Source organism: Mesorhizobium sp. M0136 (genome assembly GCF_040322515.1).
Taxonomy (GTDB): Bacteria; Pseudomonadota; Alphaproteobacteria; order Rhizobiales; family Rhizobiaceae; genus Mesorhizobium.
The window spans coordinates 1-21,990 of record NZ_JAMYTP010000028.1; the positions used below are offsets into that span (position 1 = coordinate 1).

Annotated in this window: 26 protein-coding genes; 11 read left to right on the forward strand and 15 right to left on the reverse strand. The window is 62.0% G+C overall.

Annotated elements, in window-relative coordinates; all coding sequences use genetic code 11:
- Positions 1-113: 113 nt before the first annotated feature.
- A complete protein-coding gene (locus NKJ35_RS26330) occupies positions 114-458 on the reverse strand; it encodes a RidA family protein (RefSeq protein ID WP_023674415.1) in 345 nt (114 codons plus the stop codon).
- A 211-nt stretch (positions 459-669) separates the two neighbouring features.
- Here NKJ35_RS26330 and aztA point away from each other — a divergent pair, with 211 nt between their 5' ends.
- The 4 genes from aztA to NKJ35_RS26350 all read left to right on the forward strand — a co-directional run bounded on the left by aztA (position 670) and on the right by NKJ35_RS26350 (position 3,836).
- Positions 670-1,476, forward strand: a complete 807-nt coding sequence (gene aztA / locus NKJ35_RS26335; RefSeq protein WP_352650302.1) for a zinc ABC transporter ATP-binding protein AztA — start codon at positions 670-672, stop codon at positions 1,474-1,476.
- Positions 1,476-2,351 carry a zinc ABC transporter permease AztB gene (gene aztB / locus NKJ35_RS26340; RefSeq protein WP_352650382.1) on the forward strand — a complete coding sequence of 292 codons (876 nt, stop codon included), beginning with the start codon at positions 1,476-1,478 and terminating at the stop codon, positions 2,349-2,351. Before aztA ends, aztB begins: the two co-directional genes overlap by 1 nt.
- Before the next feature lie 22 nt (positions 2,352-2,373).
- Positions 2,374-3,315: a zinc ABC transporter substrate-binding protein AztC gene (aztC, locus tag NKJ35_RS26345; protein ID WP_352650304.1), complete on the forward strand. Its 942-nt coding sequence runs from the start codon at positions 2,374-2,376 to the stop codon at positions 3,313-3,315.
- Positions 3,316-3,497: 182 nt separating this feature from the next.
- Complete coding sequence (locus NKJ35_RS26350; protein WP_254817489.1) at positions 3,498-3,836, forward strand: protein tyrosine phosphatase family protein; 339 nt, start codon at positions 3,498-3,500, stop codon at positions 3,834-3,836.
- 9 nt (positions 3,837-3,845) lie between these two features.
- Here NKJ35_RS26350 and NKJ35_RS26355 read toward each other — a convergent pair whose 3' ends face one another.
- Positions 3,846-4,313, reverse strand: a complete 468-nt coding sequence (locus NKJ35_RS26355) for an Lrp/AsnC family transcriptional regulator (protein WP_352650305.1) — start codon at positions 4,311-4,313, stop codon at positions 3,846-3,848.
- A 139-nt stretch (positions 4,314-4,452) separates the two neighbouring features.
- On the opposite strand from NKJ35_RS26355, the gene hppD reads away from it, so the two are divergent.
- From hppD to NKJ35_RS26370, 3 genes are all read left to right on the forward strand, one after another.
- Positions 4,453-5,568, forward strand: a complete 1,116-nt coding sequence (hppD, locus tag NKJ35_RS26360) for a 4-hydroxyphenylpyruvate dioxygenase (RefSeq protein ID WP_352650307.1) — start codon at positions 4,453-4,455, stop codon at positions 5,566-5,568.
- 68 nt (positions 5,569-5,636) lie between these two features.
- A complete protein-coding gene (locus NKJ35_RS26365) occupies positions 5,637-5,861 on the forward strand; it encodes a type II toxin-antitoxin system Phd/YefM family antitoxin (protein WP_254817725.1) in 225 nt (74 codons plus the stop codon).
- On the forward strand, positions 5,858-6,235 hold the full coding sequence (locus tag NKJ35_RS26370) for a type II toxin-antitoxin system VapC family toxin (RefSeq protein WP_352650308.1): 378 nt from the start codon (positions 5,858-5,860) through the stop codon (positions 6,233-6,235). Before NKJ35_RS26365 ends, NKJ35_RS26370 begins: the two co-directional genes overlap by 4 nt.
- On the opposite strand, the gene NKJ35_RS26375 is transcribed toward NKJ35_RS26370, so the two are convergent.
- From NKJ35_RS26375 to hmgA, 5 genes are read right to left on the reverse strand one after another with little or no spacing between them, the layout of a single operon-like run.
- Positions 6,236-6,790 (reverse strand): DinB family protein, encoded by a 555-nt coding sequence (locus tag NKJ35_RS26375; protein WP_352650310.1) that lies wholly within the window; start codon positions 6,788-6,790, stop codon positions 6,236-6,238.
- Between the two features lie 4 nt (positions 6,791-6,794).
- Positions 6,795-7,088, reverse strand: a complete 294-nt coding sequence (locus NKJ35_RS26380; protein ID WP_352650312.1) for a hypothetical protein — start codon at positions 7,086-7,088, stop codon at positions 6,795-6,797.
- The gene (locus NKJ35_RS26385) at positions 7,085-8,107 is read right to left on the reverse strand and encodes a fumarylacetoacetate hydrolase family protein (protein WP_352650313.1); all 1,023 of its coding nucleotides are present in this window, start codon (positions 8,105-8,107) and stop codon (positions 7,085-7,087) included. Before NKJ35_RS26385 ends, NKJ35_RS26380 begins: the two co-directional genes overlap by 4 nt.
- A 48-nt stretch (positions 8,108-8,155) precedes the next feature.
- On the reverse strand, positions 8,156-9,055 hold the full coding sequence (locus tag NKJ35_RS26390) for an MBL fold metallo-hydrolase (RefSeq protein ID WP_352650315.1): 900 nt from the start codon (positions 9,053-9,055) through the stop codon (positions 8,156-8,158).
- 10 nt (positions 9,056-9,065) lie between these two features.
- The gene (gene hmgA, locus NKJ35_RS26395) at positions 9,066-10,379 is read right to left on the reverse strand and encodes a homogentisate 1,2-dioxygenase (RefSeq protein ID WP_352650317.1); all 1,314 of its coding nucleotides are present in this window, start codon (positions 10,377-10,379) and stop codon (positions 9,066-9,068) included.
- 153 nt (positions 10,380-10,532) lie between these two features.
- On the opposite strand from hmgA, the gene NKJ35_RS26400 reads away from it, so the two are divergent.
- The gene (locus tag NKJ35_RS26400) at positions 10,533-10,970 is read left to right on the forward strand and encodes a MarR family winged helix-turn-helix transcriptional regulator (protein ID WP_352650319.1); all 438 of its coding nucleotides are present in this window, start codon (positions 10,533-10,535) and stop codon (positions 10,968-10,970) included.
- 66 nt (positions 10,971-11,036) lie between these two features.
- Here NKJ35_RS26400 and tdh read toward each other — a convergent pair whose 3' ends face one another.
- Both tdh and NKJ35_RS26410 read right to left on the reverse strand, forming a co-directional pair.
- Positions 11,037-12,071, reverse strand: a complete 1,035-nt coding sequence (gene tdh, locus NKJ35_RS26405) for an L-threonine 3-dehydrogenase (RefSeq protein ID WP_352650321.1) — start codon at positions 12,069-12,071, stop codon at positions 11,037-11,039.
- A 53-nt stretch (positions 12,072-12,124) separates the two neighbouring features.
- Positions 12,125-13,312 (reverse strand): glycine C-acetyltransferase, encoded by a 1,188-nt coding sequence (locus NKJ35_RS26410; protein WP_352650323.1) that lies wholly within the window; start codon positions 13,310-13,312, stop codon positions 12,125-12,127.
- 264 nt (positions 13,313-13,576) lie between these two features.
- Between NKJ35_RS26410 and NKJ35_RS26415 the strand changes: the two genes are divergently transcribed.
- A complete protein-coding gene (locus NKJ35_RS26415) occupies positions 13,577-15,649 on the forward strand; it encodes a putative bifunctional diguanylate cyclase/phosphodiesterase (RefSeq protein WP_352650325.1) in 2,073 nt (690 codons plus the stop codon).
- Between the two features lie 5 nt (positions 15,650-15,654).
- On the opposite strand, the gene NKJ35_RS26420 is transcribed toward NKJ35_RS26415, so the two are convergent.
- Both NKJ35_RS26420 and NKJ35_RS26425 read right to left on the reverse strand, forming a co-directional pair.
- The gene (locus tag NKJ35_RS26420; RefSeq protein ID WP_352650326.1) at positions 15,655-15,897 is read right to left on the reverse strand and encodes a type II toxin-antitoxin system Phd/YefM family antitoxin; all 243 of its coding nucleotides are present in this window, start codon (positions 15,895-15,897) and stop codon (positions 15,655-15,657) included.
- A 21-nt stretch (positions 15,898-15,918) separates the two neighbouring features.
- The gene (locus NKJ35_RS26425; RefSeq protein ID WP_352650328.1) at positions 15,919-16,347 is read right to left on the reverse strand and encodes a MarR family winged helix-turn-helix transcriptional regulator; all 429 of its coding nucleotides are present in this window, start codon (positions 16,345-16,347) and stop codon (positions 15,919-15,921) included.
- A 117-nt stretch (positions 16,348-16,464) separates the two neighbouring features.
- Here NKJ35_RS26425 and NKJ35_RS26430 point away from each other — a divergent pair, with 117 nt between their 5' ends.
- Complete coding sequence (locus tag NKJ35_RS26430; protein ID WP_352650330.1) at positions 16,465-16,872, forward strand: hypothetical protein; 408 nt, start codon at positions 16,465-16,467, stop codon at positions 16,870-16,872.
- Positions 16,873-17,013: 141 nt separating this feature from the next.
- On the opposite strand, the gene NKJ35_RS26435 is transcribed toward NKJ35_RS26430, so the two are convergent.
- Positions 17,014-19,059 (reverse strand): oxidoreductase, encoded by a 2,046-nt coding sequence (locus NKJ35_RS26435; protein ID WP_352650331.1) that lies wholly within the window; start codon positions 19,057-19,059, stop codon positions 17,014-17,016.
- 114 nt (positions 19,060-19,173) lie between these two features.
- Here NKJ35_RS26435 and queF point away from each other — a divergent pair, with 114 nt between their 5' ends.
- Complete coding sequence (queF, locus tag NKJ35_RS26440; protein WP_023674394.1) at positions 19,174-19,635, forward strand: preQ(1) synthase; 462 nt, start codon at positions 19,174-19,176, stop codon at positions 19,633-19,635.
- A gap of 29 nt (positions 19,636-19,664) precedes the next feature.
- On the opposite strand, the gene NKJ35_RS26445 is transcribed toward queF, so the two are convergent.
- Genes NKJ35_RS26445 through NKJ35_RS26455 form a run of 3 tightly spaced genes read right to left on the reverse strand, consistent with a single transcriptional unit; the run spans position 19,665 to position 21,896 of the window.
- A complete protein-coding gene (locus NKJ35_RS26445) occupies positions 19,665-20,849 on the reverse strand; it encodes a mandelate racemase/muconate lactonizing enzyme family protein (RefSeq protein WP_352650332.1) in 1,185 nt (394 codons plus the stop codon).
- Between the two features lie 11 nt (positions 20,850-20,860).
- The gene (locus NKJ35_RS26450; RefSeq protein WP_352650334.1) at positions 20,861-21,412 is read right to left on the reverse strand and encodes a hypothetical protein; all 552 of its coding nucleotides are present in this window, start codon (positions 21,410-21,412) and stop codon (positions 20,861-20,863) included.
- Positions 21,413-21,416: 4 nt separating this feature from the next.
- The gene (locus NKJ35_RS26455) at positions 21,417-21,896 is read right to left on the reverse strand and encodes a DUF3828 domain-containing protein (protein WP_352650336.1); all 480 of its coding nucleotides are present in this window, start codon (positions 21,894-21,896) and stop codon (positions 21,417-21,419) included.
- Positions 21,897-21,990: the final 94 nt, after the last annotated feature.

Below are 21,990 nucleotides of genomic sequence, written 5' to 3' on the forward strand. Positions count from 1 at the left end.
ACTGGCCCATCTGCTTCACTGCCATCGCGATTCCCTCCGAGCTTCGTCTCAGAGAATCACAATCAGCGAATTACGCAACAGGCCCACAAGGGGAGAAGGGAAAGCGCTAGGCCTCAAATCGCCGCGGTAACAATGATCTCGACCAGATATTCCGGTCCGGCAAGTTTCGCTTCGCCCGTGGCGCGGGCCGGCGTGTTGCCCTGCGGCACCCATTTGTCCCATTCCGCGTTCATCTCGGCAAAGGTGCTCATGTCGGCCAGCCAGATGATCGCCTGCAGGATCTTGGTCTTGTCGGTGCCGGCCTTGGCCAGCAATTCGTCGATCGCCGCCAGAATGTCCCTGGTCTGGGCGCCGACGTTTCCGCCCGGCTTGCCGACCTGACCGGCCAGATAGACGGTGTTGCCGTGGATGACGATCTGGCTCATGCGCGGGCCCACATCGATGCGACGAATGCTCATTGGATATTCCTTCTCCTCTTGTCGGTGTGCCTGTTTAGGGGCCGGGTTCGCCGGGGGCAAGACCGCTCGAGCGGAACCGCTTGAGCCAAGCCAAAGCAGACAACATGACGGCCTGGCCGCAATTCCGCCCGATTGGCTTGTTGACTAATGTAATAACATCACATATCGAATCCGCCCCTGCAGCACCGATCGTCGCCCCATGGATCGTCACATGAGCCAAACCTGCCTGACCTTCCGCGACCTGACGCTGGGCTACAACAGCCATCCTGCGGTCCACCACCTCAATGGTACGATCCGCAAGGGATCGCTGACAGCGGTCGTCGGCGCCAACGGCTCCGGCAAGTCGACGCTGATGAAGGGCATCGTCGGCGTTCTGAAGCCGATGGCCGGCGCGGTGATCCGGGCGCCCGGCGTGCGCGCCGCCTATCTTCCGCAGCAATCGGAGCTCGACCGCTCCTTTCCTGCGCGTGTCGTCGACCTGGTTTCCCTTGGCCTGTGGCCGCGGCGTGGCATGCTCGGCCGTTATACAAGGGAAGATCGCGACTCGGTCAGCGAGGCGCTGATGGCCGTCGGCCTCGGCGGCTTCGAGAAGCGCCCGATCGACACGTTGTCGGGCGGCCAGCTGCAGCGCACGCTGTTTGCCCGCGTGCTGTTGCAGGATGCCGAGCTCATCCTGCTCGACGAGCCGTTCAACGCCGTCGATGCCAAGACGGTCGGTGACCTGATCGCGCTGATCAAGCGCTGGCACGGCGAGGAACGCACGATCATGGTTGTGGTCCACGATCTCGATCTGGTGCGGCAGAATTTCCCCGAAACACTGCTGCTGGCGCGCCAGCCGATCGCCTGGGGAGAGACTAAGGAGACGCTGCGGCCGGAGAATTTGTTGCGTGCGCGCCGCTTCCACGAAGCCTGGGAGGACAACGCGCCATGGTGTGAGCCCGGCGAGCATGATCACCAGCACAGTGGCCACGGGCATGACCATGACCATCATCACGGCCCGGGGCCGAGGGCGGCGTGATGGACGTGCTCTACGGTCTGTTCGTCGCTCCGTTCGCCGACTACGCCTTCATGCAGCGGGCGCTCGCCGGTTCGATGATGCTGTCGCTCGGAGCCTGCCCGGTCGGCGTGTTCCTGATGCTGCGGCGCATGAGCCTGTCCGGCGACGCCATGGCGCATGCCATCCTGCCGGGTGCTGCCGCCGGCTTCCTGTTTTATGGCCTGGAAATCCTGCCGATGACTATCGGCGGACTGATCGCCGGCATCATCGTGGCGCTCGGCGCCGGCGCCGTCTCGCGCTTCACCATTCAGCGCGAGGACGCCTCGATGGCGGCCTTCTATCTGATTTCGCTGGCCATCGGCGTGCTTATGGTGTCGATCCGCGGTTCCAGCGTCGATCTCATGCATGTGCTGTTCGGCACCGTATTGGCGCTCAACAACGAGGCGCTGACGCTGATCGGCGGCATCGTCGTGGTGACGCTGGCCAGCCTCGCCATCTTCTGGCGGGCGCTGGTCGCCGAATGCCTCGACCCTTTGTTCCTGCGCTCGGTCAGCCGGATGGGCAGCCCGGTGCATTTCATCTTTCTCGGCCTCGTCGTGCTCAATCTCGTCGGTGGTTTCCAGGCGCTCGGCACCTTGCTGTCGGTCGGGCTGATGATGCTGCCGGCGGCGGCGGCCCGCTTCTGGACGTCTCGTGTCGAGCCGATGTGCGTGTTGGCCACAGTGATCGGCTTTGCCTCCTGCATTGCCGGGCTGCTGTTGTCCTACCATGCGTCATTGCCCTCCGGCCCGGCCATCATCCTGTTCGCCGGCGTCGTCTATTTCGCCTCGATCCTGTTCGGCACGCGCGGCATCCTGCGCGCCCGCATCGTCCATCACCGCCACAGAACTGCCTGATCCCAACAAGGAGAAACTGTCCATGCTGAAATCGATTCGCACCGCGTTGGCCGTGAGCGTTATAACGTTAACCGCCCTTGGCGCTTCGTCGGCCTTTGCTGAGCCGTTGAAAGTGGTCGCCAGCTTCACGATCATCGCCGATTTCGCCAAGAATGTCGGCGGCGACCGCATCGATCTGACCACCATCGTCGGGCCGGACGGCGACGCCCACGTCTACGAGCCGAGCCCCGCCGATGCGGTGGCCATGGCCAAGGCCGACATCGTGCTGGTCAACGGCCTGCATTTCGAAGGTTTTCTGCAGCGCCTGGTCGACGCCAGCGCCACCAAGGCTTCGATTGCCGTGCTGACCAAGGGGGTCACGCCGATCAATTTCAAACCCGAATTCGCCGAGGCCGACGCCGCCGAAGGCGCGGAAACCGATGGCGGCAAGACGGTCACCGATCCGCATGCCTTCCAGTCGATCGCCAACGCCAAGATCTATGTGAAGAACATCGCCGACGCCTTTTGCACGGCCGACGCTGCGGGTTGCGACAGCTACAAGGCCAATGCAGCCGCCTATACGCAAAAGCTCGATACGCTCGAGGGCGAAGTGCAGGCTGCGATCCAGTCGATCCCGCAAGAGAAGCGCGTCGTCATCACCTCGCATGACGCCTTCGGCTATTTCGAGAAGGCCTATGGCTTGACCTTCCTGGCCCCGGAGGGCGTATCGACCGAGTCGGAGCCTTCCGCCGCCGACGTGGCCAAGCTGGTCAGCCAGGTGAAGCAGGACAAGGCGGCGGCGATCTTCGTCGAGAACATCACCAATCCGCGGCTGATCGAGCAGATCGCCAGCGAGACCGGCATCAAGGTGGGCGGCACGCTCTATTCCGATGCGCTGTCGCAGCCCGACGGCCCGGCCGCGACTTATATCGACCTGATGCACAACAACATCACCCAGATCAAAGGCGCGATCCTCGGCAGCTGAGCGATCGACCTCGTTCATCCAGCCGGGCTGGCGTATGGCGCATCCAAGCACACGCGGCGCCGTCCGGCTGGATTTCCGGCATCGAAATCTCTATCTGCGCGGATGGATTTCTTTTCGCGCGGATTGCCGACCGGGTCAGGGAGTGGCAAGACTGCCGCTAACCAGATTGCGAGGACACCGCCATGGAATACCGTCAGATCAGCGAGGACTATTCGGTCTCGGGCCAGATCCAGCCCGAGGATGTCGCGACCATCAAGGCCGCCGGCTTCAAGAGCGTGATCTGCAACCGGCCGGACGATGAGCAGCCCGGCCAGCCATCGGCCGACACCGTCAAGGCGGCGGTCGAGGGCGCCGGGCTCGCCTTCCGCTACATCCCCGTCATCAGCGGCCAGATCACGGCCGAAAATGTCGAGGACCAGGCTGAGGCGCTTGAGGAACTCGAAGGCCCGGTCTTCGCCTACTGCCGGTCCGGCGCCCGCTGCACCAATCTCTATGGGCTGATCCAGCAATCGAAGGGGTGATATTCGCCCTCAGATCGGCAGCGCGCCGGTTTCCTTTAGCGTCTCCAGCACGATCGCCGTCTTCACGTGCTGTACGGATTCGTGCGGCAGCAGCACGTTGTTGACGAATTCCGACAGCGACTTCAGGTCGGGCGTCACCACTTTCAATATATAATCCATCTCGCCGGTCAGCGCATGCGCTTCCTGCACCTGCGGCAGCCGCGCCACCAATTCGCCGAAACGCCGCGCATTGTCGCGGTTGTGGGTGGCGAGCGTCACAGAGATGACGTTGACAAGGGAAAAGCCGAGCCTGTCGCGGTCGAGCACCGCCCGGTAGCCCTTGATGTAGCCGTCCTCCTCCAGCCGCTGGCGACGTCGCGAGCATTGCGACGCCGACAGGTTCACCCGTTCCGACAGGTCGTTGTTGGTCAGCCGCGCGTCGGTCTGCAGCAGAGCCATTATCTTGCGGTCAAACTGATCGATGCGCGCATCATCCATGGGTTTCTCTCCATACATGCACAATTCACGCATTACCTGATCATTTCAAGCGTTTGAATGCAAGCACCATGCACTGCGTCCTTGCTATCATTGGGCTGAGATGGCCTTTCCGGGCCGAACAGCTTTGGAGGACACTGCCATGGGTCCCTTCCCGCACGATGCACCGCCCGCCAAGATCAGCAAGACCAATCCCGCCGGCACCGACGGTTTCGAATTCGTCGAATTCGCGCATGCCGAGCCAGAAAAGCTCGCCGAACTGTTCACCCGTATGGGCTATGTGCCGGTCGCCAAGCGCCGCAGCAAGAATATTACCGTCTGGCGGCAAGGCGACATCAATTATGTCGTCAATGCCGAACCCGGCTCCCATGCCATGAAATTCGTCGACAAGCACGGCCCTTGCGCCGCCTCGATGGCCTGGCGGGTGGTCGATGCAAGGCATGCCTTCGACCATGCGGTAGCCAAGGGCGCGACGCCCTATGAAGGCAACGACAAGACGCTCGATGTGCCGGCGATCGTCGGTATCGGCGGATCGCTGCTCTATTTCATCGAAACCTACGGCGAGAAGGGGTCGGCTTACGACGCCGAGTTCGACTGGCTGGGCGAGCGCGACACCAAGCCGGAAGGCGTCGGCTTCTATTATCTCGACCACCTGACCCACAATGTCTATCGCGGCAACATGGACAAATGGTGGGATTTCTACCGCGACCTGTTCGGTTTCAAGCAGATCCATTTCTTCGACATCGACGGCAAGATCACCGGCCTGGTCAGCCGCGCCATCACCTCGCCGTGCGGCAAGATCCGCATCCCGCTCAACGAGTCCAAGGACGAGACCAGCCAGATCGCCGAATATCTGAAGAAGTACAATGGCGAAGGCATCCAGCACATCGCCGTCGGCACCGACGACATCTATGGCGCCACCGACAGGCTGGCCGCCAACGGCCTGAAGTTCATGCCGGGTCCGCCGGAGACCTATTACGACATGTCCCATGCCCGCGTGAACGGCCATGATGAGCCGATCGAGCGGATGAAGAAGCACGGTATCCTGATCGACGGCGAAGGCGTGGTCGACGGCGGCACGACCAAGATCCTGCTGCAGATCTTTTCGAAAACCGTGATCGGGCCGATCTTCTTCGAGTTCATCCAGAGGAAGGGCGACGAAGGTTTTGGCGAGGGCAATTTCCGCGCCTTGTTCGAATCGATCGAGCAGGACCAGATCAAGCGCGGCGTGCTGAGGGTGGACGGCAAGGCAGCGTAGCCAGCTCGGCCGAGGTGTCTTGTGGTTTGATCAATTATGACCTAAATTATGGTCATAAGGATCGAGTCATGAATGTTTCTATTGCCGAAGCCAAGGCCAAATTGTCGGAACTCGTCAGCCGCGCGGAAGCCGGCGAGGAGATCGTGCTCACACGCCACGGCAAGGTGGCGGCGCGTATCGTAGCTCCGGCAGTGGCCGAACCCCTGCCGCGGATAGGCGCGTTGAAGGGCAAGATCTGGATTGCGGACGATTTTGATGAACTCGGTCCCGAGTGGGATGAGTACGTGAAATGACGGTCGGCCCGTTTCTCGCCGACACACACATCATCCTCTGGTCGATTTCGGACGATCGCCGTCTCAGCGAGCACCACCGCGTTATTCTGGCTTCGGAAGCGGTGGTGTTCGCGAGCGCGGCAAGCGTCTGGGAAATTTCCATCAAACGTTCGATCAGAAAACTTAATGCGCCGGACGATCTGCCAACGCTGCTTCCAAGGATGCAATTTCAGCCGCTCGCCGTAACCTTCCAGCACGCGAACGCCGTCGGCGGCCTACCCCACCACCATGGTGATCCGTTCGACAGGCTTCTGATTGCGCAGGCGCAAGTGGAGAACCTCACCATCCTGACATCCGACCCGCATTTCGCCCGTTACGATGTAGCTTTGGCATGATTATCCAAGCAGTTGGTCTCGCAAGCCCAGCCGCTCAACCTCCGCTTTCCTGAGTTTCACATCGTAATCGAGGAAGAACTCGTCGAGTTGCGGCGGTTTCACCGAGGTGCCGGACAGCATCGCGTGCACCTGGCCGCGATGATGGATGTCGTGGATGAAGAGATGGGCGAGCAGGTCGCCGATCCGTTCCGGTATCATGCCGTCCTCGCGCCGGTCGGTGAGAACGCGGCGCTCGAAATCGTCCGCCAACAGGCGGTCGCAAAAGGCGATCAGCCGCCGGTCGGCCTCCGCCTGTGCAACAAAAAGCGCCTTGGCATCGTTGAACGGCACAAAATCGTCATGGGCGGCGGCGCCGACGCCGCTCTCTTCGAGAAAATCGAGATAGAGGTGATCGACCGCCAGAATGTGGTTCAGCGTTGCCTTGATCGATGGGAAGAAGCTTATCCTTTCAGCTTCGAATTCGCCGGGCTCAAGCTGCAGCACGGCACGATAGAGCCGGTCGTTGGACCACAGATTGTTAGCTGCCATGCGGCGGAAATGGTTCAGCAGGTCCATGACTTCACGCCGCTGACCGGACCAAATACAAGCCCGCCCACATGAGCGCGAATCCGGCGATGACGATCAGCAGAAGCCGGATCATGTGCCGCCGCATGGCTTGCGTTTCCTGGTCCAGCGCGACATTCGTGTTGGTGACGGTGTGAAACATCATCGCCTTGCGCGGAAAGCCGCTGCGGTTGGTCAGGTCAGGCGAGCGAGCCTCGATGCGGTAGCTCAGTCTGATTGCCTGGATGAAGATCGCCAGCATGACAAGAGCCCAGACACCGCACAGCAGGTAGAATGTCTCGCCCGTCATTCTCTTGCCCCCTCGTATTTCTCGACCTTCTGCTCGATGGCACCGAAGATCGAATGCCCGCCCCTGTCCTTCATCTCGATGCGCGCGGTATCGCCAAAGCGCAGGAAGGGCGTTTTCGGTTCGCCAGTCTCAATAGTCTCGATCATCCGCAACTCGGCGATACAGGAATAGCCGGCGCCGCCTGCCGAGACAGGCTTGCCCGGCCCGCCGTCGAGCTTGTTGGAGACGGTGCCCGAACCGATGATGGTGCCGGCGGCCAGCGGCCGCGTTTTTGCGGCGTGAACAATCAGCGCCGGAAAGTCGAAGGTCATGTCGATGCCGGCGTTCGCCCGGCCGAACGGTTTGCCGTTGAGATCGACCAGCAGCGGCAGGCTGACCTTGCCGCCGTCCCAGGCATCGCCCAGCTCTTCCGGCGTCACCGCTACCGGCGAAAAGGCCGATGACGGTTTCGACTGGTAGAAGCCGAACCCCTTGGCAAGCTCAGGTCCGGTCAGGCTGCGCAGCGTCACATCGTTGACCAGCGTGACCAGGCGGATCGCTGCCCGCGCCTCTTCGAGGCTTGCGCCCATCGGCACATCGTCAACTATGACCGCGACCTCTCCTTCCATGTCGATGCCAAGGGTCTCGTCGGTCATGCGGATTGGGTCCCGCGGTGCGAGGAAAGCGTCCGAGCCGCCCTGGTAGATCAGCGGATCGGTCCAGAAGCTTGCCGGCATCTCGGCGCCGCGCGCCTTCCGCACCAGCTCGACATGGTTCACATAGGCCGAGCCATCGGCCCATTGGTAGGCGCGCGGCAGCGGCGAATGGGCGTCATGCTCGTGAAAGCGAGCCGACGGCACCGCATTATTCTCCAGCGATTCAGCCATGGCAGCGAGATGCGGCGCGATCCGATGCCAGCCGTCAAGCGCGGCCTGCAGCGTCCGCACCAGAAACGAAGCATCGGTGAACCGCGTCAGGTCGCGCGAGACGACGACAAGCTTTCCGTCGCGCGTCCCATCCTTCAATGTGGCAAGCTTCATGCGGTTTCCTCTCCTGGCGCAGCTTTGGTGCTGCTTTTGATTTTTGTTTTACGCATGATCTCTTCCGATAACCGGTTTCCACTTTTCGGGATCATGCTGCAGCCCCACAACAAGGCCGTCGCGTGCGATCGTCAAGTCGCCGGCCCATGTTTTCCTGACGGCGGCAATCCAGTCGGCCTCGTCGATCTCGGGATCGTCGGCGGGAATGAGATGGTTGAGGACCAGTCTTTTGACGCCTGCATCACTGGCGATGCGGCCCGCTTCCTCGGCAAAGCTATGGCTGGCAAGCAGGTGTTCCCTCAGCCTTGCGCCGTTGCCGGTCTTCGCGACCAGCCGCTCGATACCCACTTCCAGCATGGCCTCGTGGACCAGTATGTCGGCGCCTTGGGCGAAATCCGCCAATGGCGGAAAGAACGCCGTATCCGACGAAAAGACGACGCCTTGCCTCGCATGATCGAAGCGCAGCGCAAAGCAGTCCGTCACCGGCGGGTGGTCGACGCGCAAGGCCGATATTTTGAGACCGCGCTCTTGCGCCACCTGGCCTTCACCAAACTCGACGATCGAGACCAGGTCGCGGAGATCCGGCCGCCCTTCATCGGCGATGCGGATCTCGATGTCGAACTCCATCGCCTGGCAAAAGCGTTGCCAATAATGGCCGGTGCCGGGCGGGCCGAATACGGTGACCTTTGTTGCCAGGCCGGCCGTCCATGCGGTGTGGATCAACGGTCCAAGTTCCAGCACATGGTCGGAATGCAAATGCGTGATGAAGATCAGGTCGAGCGCCTTCAGGCTGATGCCGGCACCGGTCAGCCCGCGCGTTACGCCCAGCCCGCAATCGACGACAATGGTGCGGCCGCCAATCTCCAGCAGCGACGAACTCGGCCACGGCCCGCCCGGCCGCAGCGCGGGACCGCCCTTCGAGCCAAGAAGCACCAGACGATCCGTCACGCGACGGCGCTCAAGACCAGTCGCCCTCGGGCGTGCCGTTGAAGCGCTTCTTCAGGCCAGCCCAGCAGTCGATGTAATTGTCCTGCCGGGTTTCGAGCTCGGCGCCATAGCGGGTCACCATCTGCGGAAAGCGTGTCTCGAACATGAAGGCCATGGTGTTGTCGAGCTTGACCGGTTTCAGCTCCGCGCGCGAGGCTTTTTCGAAGCCAGATGCATCGGGTCCGTGAGCCAGCATCATGTTGTGCAGACTGATGCCGCCGGGCACGAAGCCCTCTTCCTTGGCATCGTACTGACCATGTATGAGGCCCATGAACTCGCTCATGATGTTGCGGTGATACCAGGGCGGCCGGAAAGTGTTTTCCGCCACAAGCCAGCGCGGCGGGAAGATGACGAAATCGATATTGGCGGTGCCTTCCTCGCCGCTCGGCGCGGTCAGCACGGTGAAGATCGACGGATCGGGGTGGTCGAACAGGATCGCACCGACCGGCGAGAAGGTCGCAAGATCATATTTGTAGGGCGAATAATTGCCGTGCCACGCCACCACATCCAGCGGCGAATGGTCGAGCTCGGTGACATGGAACTGACCACACCATTTCGCGATCAGCCGGCACGGTGTCTCCTTGTCCTCGAACCAGGCACAGGGCGTCTTGAAATCGCGCGGATTGGCCAGGCAATTGGCGCCGATCGGGCCACGGTCCGGCAGCGTCAGCTTGGCGCCGTAATTCTCGCAGACATAGCCGCGCACTTCGGCATCCACCAGTTCGACCTTGAACACCAGACCACGCGGCAGCACGGCGATCTCGCCCGGCCTGAGTTCGATGACCCCCATCTCGGTGACGAAGCGCAAGGCTCCAACCTGCGGGACGACCAGTAACTCGCCGTCGGCGTTGAAGAAATGATCGTCGACCATCGAGCGATTGGCGACATAGACGTGTGCCGCCATGCCGGTCTGGCCGAGCACGTCGCCGGCGGTGGTGATCGAGCGCAGGCCGGCAATGAAATCGGTCGGCTCCTTGGGCATCGGCACCGGGCTCCAGCGATACTGGCCGAGTGCGAGCTGGTGGTCGCCGACGTTCGGCGCGCTTTTCCAAAGCGGATAATTCGCCGCTTTGAAGCGGCCGGTGTGCCTGACGCTCGGCCTTATCCGATAAAGCCAGGAGCGCTCATTGGTGCCGCGCGGCGCGGTGAAAGGGGAGCCGGAAAGCTGCTCGGCATAGAGGCCATAGGCCGGCCGCTGCGGCGAGTTTCGCCCTTGCGGCAGCGAGCCCGGCAAAGTCTCGGTTTCGAAGTCATTGCCGAAACCCGGCATGTAGGAGCAGGCCATGGAACCCTCCCGAATTCATGGTCTCGGAGCATCGTTTGCTCGTCCGCAAAGATGGTCCGAGTTGACCATACCGGTTTCATCTGTAACCATTGAAAATGTAACCATCAACGGTGATTTCGGCATGAGCCGCCAGCATGCCCAGTCAGGCCAACCATGGAAATCCTCGAGCTGGAATCCTTCCTGCCTTACCGGCTCTATCGGCTTGCCGATGCCGTCAGCCGCGAATTCTCAAGGATTTACAAGGACCGTCACGGACTGACCCGGCCCGAATGGCGCACGCTGGCCGGGCTTGGACAGCACGGCACGATGACGGCGACGGCGCTCGGCGAGCAATCGGCCATGCACAAGACCAAGGTTTCGCGCGCGGTCGCCGAACTCGAACGGCGCCGCTGGCTCAGCCGGACGCCTGACGAAAAAGACCGCCGTGTCGAGCATCTGGCGCTGACCAAGGCTGGCGTTGCCGCCTATCGCGAGATGGTGCCGCTGGCGAAGGCATTTGAACGGGAATTGCTGGCAAGATTGAGCCCCACCGAGCGTGTGGCCATTGTCGGCGGAGTGGCAGCACTGGAGGCGGCATTGGGGAAAAGCTAGGTTCCTGCCAGAATTACAGGCACCTTGGCGGGACAGCTTTCAGTTCGCACCGTGTTCCTTCGGGCCTCACCAGTCCATGACCACCTTGCCGGAATTGCCGCTCTTCATCGCTTCGAAGCCGGAGATGTAGTCGTCGATGCCGATGCGGTGGGTGATCAGGCCGCTGACATCGAGAGGACCCTGCACCAGCGCAATCATCTTGTACCAGGTCTCGAACATCTCGCGGCCGTAGATGCCCTTCAGATGCAGCATCTTGAAGATGACCTTGTTCCAGTCGATCTCGAAGCCGGTGGGCGCGATTCCGAGAATGGCGATCTTGCCGCCATTGTTCATGGTATCGATCATGTCGCGGAATGCCGGTGCGGCACCGGACATTTCGAGGCCGACGTCAAAACCCTCGGTCATGCCGAGCGCCGGCATGATATCGCGCAGCTTTTCTTTCGAGGCGTCAACGACATGCTGGACGCCGAGCTTTTTTGCCAGTGCCAGGCGCACCGGGTTGATGTCGGTGATGACCACTTTTCGCGCACCGACGCACTGCGCCACCAGTGCGCCCATGATGCCGATCGGCCCGGCGCCGGTGACCAGCACGTCCTCGCCGACGAGGTCGAAAGATAGTGCGGTGTGAACCGCATTGCCCAGGGGATCGAAGATCGCGGCGATCTCGTCCGGCACGTCGTCGGGGATCGGCACGACATTGTGCTGCGGGATCGCCAGATACTCGCCGAAAGCACCCGGCCGGTTGACGCCGACGCCGAGCGTGTTGCGGCACAGATGCCCCCTGCCCGCCCGGCAGTTGCGGCAATGGCCGCAGACGATATGGCCTTCACCGGAGACACGCTGTCCGACCTTGTATTCAGTCACCGCCGCGCCAAAATCGGCGACCGTACCAACGAATTCATGCCCGGTCACCATCGGCACCGGCACGGTCTTTTGCGCCCACTGATCCCAATTGTAGATGTGGACGTCGGTGCCGCAGATCGCCGTCTTCCGGACCTTGATCAGCACGTCGTTGGGGCCGATCTCCGGCACCGGCACCTCTTCCATCCAGATGCCCGGCTCGGCCTTGGCCTTCACCAGCGCCTTCATCATGTTCGACATTCTGCAGTCCCTTGAAGGTCTTGATCCGGAATCGCTTTTCGACTGCCGGTCATTCAGGAAATCACGCCGAGTTCGCGACCGACTGCGGCGAACGCCTCAACCGCACGGTCGATGTCGGCGCTGGAATGGGCGGCAGACATCTGCGTGCGGATGCGCGCCTGGCCCTTCGGCACCACCGGGAAGGAGAAGCCGATGACATAGATGCCGCGCTTCAGCATGCGCGCGGCCATTTCCTGCGCCAGCGTCGCGTCGCCCAACATCACCGGGATGATCGGATGGTCGGCGCCGGCCAGTGTAAAGCCGAGCCTGCCCATCTCGGAGCGAAACCGCGCTGCGTTGGCATATAGGCGCTGGCGCAACGCATCGCCATTGCGGACCAGTTCGAAAACCCGGATCGAGGCGCCGGCGATCGCCGGCATCAGCGTGTTGGAAAACAGATAGGGCCGCGAGCGCTGGCGCAGCCAGTCGACCACCTGCTTCCTGCCCGACGTATAGCCGCCCGACGCGCCACCCAATGCCTTGCCGAGCGTGCCGGTGATGATGTCCACCCTGCCCTCGACGCCGCAATGTTCGGCCGAGCCACGGCCATTCCTGCCGACGAAACCAACTGCATGGCTGTCGTCGACCATGACCATTGCGTCATATTTGTCGGCGAGGTCGCAGACGCCCTTCAGATTGGCGATGATGCCATCCATAGAGAACACGCCGTCGGTGGCGATCAGCCGGAACCGACAGTCGCGCGCCTCTTTCAACCGCGCTTCGAGATCGGCCATGTCGTTGTTGGCGTAGCGGAAGCGCTTTGCCTTCGACAGCCGTACCCCGTCGATGATCGAGGCGTGGTTCAGTGCATCGGAGATGACCGCATCCTCCTCGCCGAGCAGCGTCTCGAACAGGCCGCCATTGGCGTCGAAGCAGGAGCCGTAGAGGATGGTGTCCTCCATGCCGAGGAAGTCAGAAATGGTCGCCTCGAGCTGCTTGTGTTCTTCCTGCGTGCCGCAGATGAAGCGCACCGATGCCATGCCGTAGCCGTAGCGGTCGAGTGCCTGCTTGGCCGCCTCGCGCAGTTCGGCGCTGTCGGCGAGGCCGAGATAATTATTGGCGCAGAAATTCAGCACCTTCTCGCCGCCCACCTCGATCTCGGCCGATTGGGTCGAGGTTATCACCCGCTCGGATTTATAGAGGCCTGCCGATTTCAGCCCTTCAAGCTCGCTGTCGATGTGGGAGAGGAATGCTGCGGTCATGATCAGGCCCTGTTGAGATCGATGAGGACTGTCGCGCCGCGCGGACGAAAAATCCATCGCAAAAGCGACCGCTTCGGTGGCGGCAATGGCACGGCAGAGGCCACGATGTTCAAATGCGGAGGTGCTGCGAAAGATTGCAATAACCACTTTGCGGGTTTCCCGCCACGGTCGCCGCCGCCGACCTGCTGCCGTCCCAAACCTTTAACACTTTGAAGCCAAAGGTTGTCGCACAAGAATTCGTTGGCGAGAGGGCCGCATCAGAAAATGTCGCAGCAGCCGGCGCACGCCGTTTCAGGCAGGCTCATACTCCTGATCAAGTCCGGCTACTGGCTGGCTCTGCTGATCATCGCCGCCATGGTCGTGGCCTCCTTCATCCTGCTGCAACAGGTGATGGCGACCCAACGGCACAATCAGGCGCTGCTCGATATTGTCAGCACACAAAAAGCCCTGTCGCAGCGCATCGTCTTCCTTGCCGGAGCGACAGGCAGCGCGCAGCGCGATCAACAGCGCGCCCTGGTTACCGCGCTCAAGCAAGCGACGGTAGAGTTCGAGAAGAACTACGATCTGCTGCTCGAGCGGACCGCCGCCGACCCGGCGTCGCCGGCAAGGTTCGATCCCAAATCGATCGAGAGCGTGCTTTTCGCCAAGCCGTTCCATCTCGACTATTTCTCGGTCGGGCTTATTGCCAACGGCGAACGCCTGATCTCGTCGTTCGAATCGCGGCTCAACATGGCCGGCAATGGTGGCTACAAAGGTGGAGAGGAGCGCGTCAACCTGAACGCTTCCGTTGCCAACGCAACATTGTCGGGCTATGCCGCACTTGGCCAGCGCATCAGCGCCTTTGCAGACCAGCGATCCGAAACACTTCTCGAGCTTAACCGCACATTGTTCTACTCGACCATCGGCGTCATCGTGCTGGTGGCGCTTTTCATTTTCAGGCCGATGTCGAATGCTATCTTGCGCAGGACCCGCGAGCTGGTCGATGCGCGCAATTCCATGGCCTTTATTGCCGTGCATGACGGGCTGACTGGCCTGCACAACCGCACCTTCCTGACCGAGCATTTCGATACGTTGATCAATGCCGCGCAGCGACGGCGTGAACGGGTTGCCGTGGTGCAGTTCGATCTCGACCGGTTCAAGCAGATCAACGACACGTTCGGCCACGCCGCCGGCGATTATGTGCTGGTGGCGGCTGCGCAACGCATGCGTGATTCGTGCCGTACGTCGGATCTCAACGTGCGTCTCGGCGGCGATGAATTCGTCGTCGTCCTCAACGACGCCGGCAGCACCGAGGACATCGATATCGTCGCCAGGCGCATGCTGGCCAAACTCAATGAACCGGTCATATTCCGAGGCACGACGATCCATCCGGGCGTAAGTGCGGGGATTGCGGTCTATCCTGTCGACGCCGACAATGCGCAGGATCTGCTCGTCCATGCCGATCTGGCGTTGTATTCCGCCAAGAAGCAGGGCGGCGGCAGTTTGTCGTTCTTCTCCGATGAGCTGAGGCGCGAACTCGACAACCGAAAGCAGCTCGAGCTCGACATCAGGGTCGCCATCTCGGAGAAGGCGTTCGAAGTCTATTTCCAGCCGCAGGTGTCGCTGTCGGACGGCACCATCAGTGGCATCGAAGCTTTGGCTCGCTGGAGGCATGCCGAACGCGGCATGATCGCGCCGGGCGAGTTCATTCCAATCGCGGAAAAATGCGGCTTGATGTCCGAGATTGGCCGCATCGTCATTGCCAAGGCGATCAACGAAGCAGCCGAATGGAACCGCGCAGGCATCGGCTTCGGCCGGATCGCCGTCAACGTGTCCGGTTCGGAGCTGCGCGAGACAGATTTCGAAGTCTTCCTGTTCGGGACGCTGGAAAGGACCGGCCTGCCCGCGCACAAACTATCGCTGGAGATCGTCGAATCCGTCATTCTCGACGACGAGAAGACCGGTATCGCGGCAAAGCTGCGGCACATCCGCGCCGCCGGCATCCATCTTGAGCTCGACGATTTCGGCACCGGCTACGCATCGCTCAGCCATGTCAATCCAAACGAGATCGACCGGCTGAAGATCGACCGCCGCTTCGTCCAGAACATCAACGAGAACAGCGGCAACACAAAGATCGTGCGTGCCCTCACCGAGCTCGCCCGCGGTCTCGGCATCTCGATCGTTGCCGAGGGCGCCGAAACCGAAGCCGAGCTCGACTCGCTGATGGCGATCGGCTGCGACCAGGTGCAAGGCTATTCCATCGCTTTCCCGATGCCGCCGGACAGGGTGCGTGAATGGCTGGTGGCACGGACGCCGAAAAAGGCCAGGCTGACAGTGCTGCAGGGCAGCCGGGCGTAGATCCGTCATGGTTCGGCCTTGCGAACCGACCTGATGGGCCGAGGCGGAAGGTCATCCTCATCACCGGGAAATGCTGCCAGCAATTGTCCAAAGCTGGCACACGCGCCAGCTTTTTCATAGTCCTGGAACGACAGAATGACCGCCTGCTTGCGGCCACGCCGGGTGGTGACGGCCGGTTCTCCCGCGATGACCTGATCGAGCACCGCCGAGAGTTTAGCCCTGGCATCCTTCAGCGAAATTTCGCGCATGGCGTCTTCCTAGCCTAATTTCTAGCTCTCGACATTGGCCCGCAGCGCAGCCAGCACCTGTGCAAACTCCGCCAGCCTGTCGTCGGACAGCCCTTTCCGCAGCCGTTTGTCGAAGGCTAACGCGGCCGTGCGCAATTTCAGGAACAACGCCTCTCCGGCCTGGGTCAACTCCACCTGGTGAACCCGGCGGTTCTCGGGATCGCGGCGGCGCATCAGCAGGCCCTGCGTCTCCATGGCGTTGAGATGGTGGGTCAGCGTTGCGCCCCGAATGCCGATCATGCCGGCGAGCTCGCGTTGGTTGGCCAGCTCCCGCGACTTGACCGACAGCAACGTGACCCAGACCGGCAGCGTGCCGCCGGCCTCGACCAAGGCAGCGTCGAAAGCCTGCGCAACCAGCTTGGCGGTGCGCGCGAGATTCATCCCGATCGGCGGGCGGTCAAAGGGCGTCATGGTCGGACACTAGAACAAGGGCAAAGCCGATGGAACCGGCTCGAGCTTATGCGTTGACATCTAATCATTTGATATCTATCAATATGGTTAGCGGCGGGCAAGAGAGGAAATGCGGTCATGCAATATGTCTACATCATCGTCCTCGGCCTTCACGTCATGGCGGGTGTGTTCTGGGCCGGCACCACCATCGCGGTTGCCCGCGAACCGGAGATCAGGGCGGAACGTTTCTTCCGGCCGCAAATGGGCGCCGCCGGCGTGGTTTTCCTCACGGGTTTGCTGCTGTGGTATTTCTTCCACAACGGTTCTTTCGGTTCGATGGAAAAAGTCCTGGCGCTCGGCATCTTGACTGCCTTGATCGCAGCCGCGGTTCAGGGCGCATTGGTGGGTTCCGCCAGCAGGCAGCTGGCCGGCGCTGATGCGGCGAAGCAAACCCAGTTGCGCGCCAAGATGACAAAAGGCGAACGCATCGCCGGCGGCCTGCTGGTCATCACCGTATTCTGCATGGCCACCGCCAGGATGTTTTGAACGTCCTGCCGCAATCGCAAGGTCGTACGGTGCCCGGCGATGGCCGGGCGGCGTGCGCGGCGCGCAGCCCGGACCAAAGTACCGTGGTGGCTCTCCGTACGGAGGTTCGGCTGCGCGCCACCAATCAATCCAAAATATTCCTCAGATCCGCAAGCCGAACCTGATGCCGTCATAGATTGCGGCATGGATGTTACGCGAGGCAACTGCGTCGCCGATGCGGAAGAGCACGAAGCCACTTTGCGGATTGCGCACGGGGAAGATGTCGCCGCCATTGACCAGTTTTTCGTAATCGATCGCGCCGGCGTTCTTCGACAGCGGCTTCAGCGCCAGATAGAGATCGTCGAGTGGCAGCGTGCCATGCTCGACCACCACCTGGTCGACGCGCCGCTCGCCGCGCCAGCCATCGGCGAAGTCGGAGGCGAGCTCGGCGATCAGCTGGTTGCCCTCGCGCCGCACAGAACGTAGCCGTGTGTTGATGGTCACCGTGACACCCTTTTCCTGGAAGGCGCGCATGTAGGGCACATGGTTCATGCCGCCCATTTCCGGCGCGAAGAAGCGCTCCGGTGAAACCAGCTCCAGCCTGGCACCGCTATTGGCGATCAGTTCGGCGGCACCCATGCCCTGATGGCCGCCATTGTCGTCATAGAGCAGCACGTTCTCGGCCGGCTTGACGCTGCCGGCCATGATGTCCCAGCTCGAGGTGACGAGATCGTCGCCCGCTGTCAGAGGCGGGTTCTGCGGCAGGCCGCCGGTGGCGATCACCACCGCGTCCGGCGACAGCGCCAGCACGTCGTCCGTCTCCGCCCATTTATCGTAGCGGATCTCGACGCCGAGCCGGTCGAGTTCGGCCAGACGCCAGTCGATGATGCCGATCAATTCCTTGCGGCGCGGGTTCTGCGTTGCCAGCCGCACCTGGCCGCCGGCCTGGCTCGATGCTTCCAGCACCGTCACCTGGTGCCCACGTTCGGCGGCGACCCGCGCCGCCTCCAGCCCGCCGGCGCCGGCGCCGACGACGACCACCTTCCGCTTCGGTCCCTCGGTTTTCGGAATAATATGCGGTATCGACGCCTCGCGGCCCGTCGCCGCATTGTGGATGCACAGTGCCTCACCGCCCTCATAGATGCGGTCGAGGCAATAGGTGGCGCCGACGCAAGGACGGATCTCGTGCTCGCGGCCCTCCATCACTTTTTTGACGATATGCGGGTCGGCAATGTGGGCACGCGTCATGCCGACCATGTCGAGCTTGCCGGTGGCGATGGCGTGGCGCGCGGTGGCGACGTCGGAAATCCGCGCCGCATGGAAGGTCGGGAATTTCGTCGCCGCTCTCACCTCCCCTGCGAAGTCGAGATGTGGTGACGAGCGCATGCCGGTCACCGGGATGACCTTGGTCAGCGCGGCATCGGTCTCGATCGAGCCACGGATGATGTTGAGGAAATCGACCTTGCCGGATTCGGCCAGCCGCCTGGCGATTTCGACGCCCTCCTGTTTCGACAGGCCTTTCTCGAAATCCTCGTCGGCGACCATGCGGATGCCGACGACGAATTTTTGGCCGACCGCCGCCCGCACCGCGTCGAGCACCATGCCGGTGAAGCGCAGCCGGTTGTCGAGCGAGCCACCGAAATCATCGTCGCGCTGGTTGGTGGCCGGCGACCAGAAGCCGTCCATCAGGTGGCCGTAGGCCTCGAATTCGATGCCATCGAGGCCGGCAGCCTGGCAGCGCTGGGCGGCAGCGGCATAGTCGGCGACGATGCGCTCGATGTCCCAGTCCTCGATAGTCTTGGGAAAGGCGCGGTGGGCGGGTTCGCGAACCGGCGAAGCCGACAGGACTGGCAGCCAGTCGGCCTTGTTCCAACCGGTGCGGCGGCCGAGATGGGTGATCTGTATCATCACCTTGCAATCGTGCTCGTGGCAGGCATCGGTCAGCTCGGCGAGCCACGACACGATGCGGTCGTCATAGACATGCAGATTGCCAAAAGCGGCCGGGCTGTCGCGCGAGACGATCGCCGAACCGGCGGTCATGGTCAGCGCCATGCCGCCCTTGGCCTTTTCGGCATGGTAGAGCCGGTACCGCTCCTTCGGCATGCCGTCCTCTGAATAGGCCGGCTCATGGCTGGTCGACATCACCCGGTTCTTCAGCGTCAGATGCTTGAGCTGATAGGGCTGGAGGAGCGGGTCGTTGCTAGTCATCGTCTTCCTGCTGTTTCAAATTGTGCTAATGAGCGGCAAATTTTTGTTTTTACGCATGTCGCTGTCCCAAAATCGCTGCGCAGTTTTGGGCGACATGCAGCAAGGAACCTGCTCATGACCGATACGAAAAACCTCACCCAGCTCGGCACCAACGTCGAGGCGCCACAGAGCCCTGAAGCGGCCGTCCTGGAAACCGTGCCGTTTTCGCGCGGCGACGGCCCGCCGGCCATCGTTCGCTTCACCTGCCCGGAATTCACCTCGCTCTGCCCCGTCACCGGCCAGCCGGACTTCGCCCATATCGTCATCGACTACGCACCCGACGCGCTGCTGGTGGAATCGAAGTCGCTCAAGCTGTTCATGACCTCGTTTCGCAACCACGGCGCCTTCCATGAAGAATGCACCGTCATGATCGGTCGCCGTATCATCGCCGCGACCAAGCCATTGTGGTTGCGCATTGGCGGCTACTGGTATCCGCGCGGCGGCATTCCGATCGACGTGTTCTGGCAAACCGGCGCACCGCCGGAAGGTGTGTGGCTGCCCGACACCGGCGTCGCCCCCTATCGCGGGCGCGGGTGAGCCTGAGTTACTACGAAGAAAATGTTGCATCAGTTGAGCGGCAGCCGCCGGTAACGCCCGGGATTGTTCGGATCGCTGAAATGGTGCATCGGCCCATGTTCGGCGAAGTGTGCTGACCAGCGTTTCATGGCGGCAGGGTCAAGCTCGACGCCCAGCCCGTCATCCTCCGGCACACGCACCGTATTGCCGGTCTGCCGGAATGGGCCGTCCTTGATGACATCGCCGATCTGCCAGCGAAACAGCGACTGCGATGCTTCGGTGATCCACGGTGTCGCCGCCACGACGTGCAAATAAGCCGATGTCATGATGCCGAGATCGTTCGAATAGCACCAGAACCCCTTGCCCATCGCCTCACAGGCGGCGATGAATTTCAGAGTTTTCGACAATCCGCCGAGTGCTGCGAAATTGCAGACGAAGTAATCCGGCGCACCGAGCGCGACTGCCCGCCTGAGATCCGGGATGTGCGTGGAGAACGGAATGCGCGAATGCTGGCGCAGCGCCGCCATCTCCTCGAAGGTCGCGACCGGATCCTCGTAATTGCGGATGTTGAACGGCTCGATCTCGCGCAGTACCCAGCGCGCTGTGGTTAGCGACCACTGCATGTTGGAATCGAGTTTGATCTGCGCCTTGTCGCCAAGCGCCTCGCGCAGCATGCGCACTGTCCTGATCTCGAGCTCGGGATCGCCCATGATCAGCTTGCCCTCGAAGATCGTCGAGCCGTGCTGTTCTCGCATGCCGAGACAGTAGTCGACGATCGCTTCGGCGGTCATCTCGCCGCCGGCTCCGCCTTGAGCGGGGCGAAAGGCGAAATATTCCGAAAACGGAATGTCCTTGCGCACCGCGCCGCCGAGCAGCTTATAGAGCGGCATACCGAAGACCTTGCCTCTTATATCCCACAGCGCCAGGTCGACGGCGCCGAACGCCACCGTGGCTGCGTTCTCGCCGGTGTTGGCGGTGATCTGCCAGGGCGGCACACAGCGCGCCTCGCAGTCGGCGATGTCGAGCGGATCGGCGCCAATCAGCGCCGGCGCGATCTCGGCCTTGATCACCTCGCCGAAATGCCACCATGGCGCCTCGCCCAGTCCGACCACGCCTTCGTCCGTCTCGACCTCGATGATCGATTTCGAGGCGCCGCCGTAGAGACCAGCGGTCCACCAGAACGGAGCATCGAGCGGGACGTTGACGTGGGTGACGCGGATGTTGATGATCTTCATCGGTTCCGTTCTCACTCACACTGGTATTGGCTCAGCGCCCATTCGCCGGTCACCGAGAGTAGGTCCGATATTTTCCAGTCCCCGTCGACTTTCCTGAATTTCCACTCCAGCCGGTGCGGGTTGCCGGCGACGACGAAGGCGACGACGACCTTGGCCTCGTCGCCCTTGATCGCTTCGATTGTCTTCAGGCTCTTGTCGATCTCCGCCTTGTCGTATTCGGAATTGTCGAGTGCCATGTTGGGATCGAGGCACTCGCCCTGCCCCGACTTCCGCAGCGCATCGCTCTTGTCCAGCACCGACTTTGCCGGGTCGGTGAAATGGCCCCGCTGAGCCGGATCGACCTCGAGCCCGGCATGCTCATAGAACGGCTTCACCACCGCCGTCGGCGAGCCCGGCTGTGTGGCCGGCGCGTTTTCTGCCGGCGGCAAAACTGCCTTCGGCGGTGCCGCACTGTCGGCCGGCGCGTTTGCGGGCGGCGCGCCGAACAGGCCCTGAGCGGCGGCGCTGCTCAATCCGGCCAGCAGGCACGCAGTCGCCAAAAGCCAGGGATGGCAGCGGAGCACGGCATCACTCCGGCGACTGCCCGGCCAGGCATTCGAGCGCACTCAGCGTCCAGCCGCTGGTCTTCGAGGTGATGTCGGCGACCTTCCACTGGCCGTCGATCTTCTTCAACGACCAGACCATTTCGCGTTTGGAATCATCCCCTTCCAGAAAAAGGTTGAAGGTCGCCGTCACCTCGGCGCTGTCGCCATCCAGCGTTTCGGCCAGCGTCAGCGTCTTGGCCACGGTCTTCTCGTCATAGTCCTGCGCATCGAGACCAGGGGCGAAGTCGATGCAGGGAACTTCATCCGGATGGTTCTTTGCCGCATTGTCGTTCAGTTCGAACAGTTTCGTCACTGGCGCGGTGAAGCGGTCGCGATATTGTGCATCGGCCTCGAATTTGACCGACGGGACATAGAAGAACTTCACGGCGTTGGCAGCGGGGCCGGCAAACGCGGCCGCCGGCAAGGCCATCGAAAGCGCGGCAACAAAAAGTGGCAGTTTCATGCGTGTCCCCGATTGTTCACTGACGGAAGCTATCAGTACCACGCATCTTGCCCGTCGGCTTTCTTGCGGTCCATGAAATCCTGCAACGCGTCCT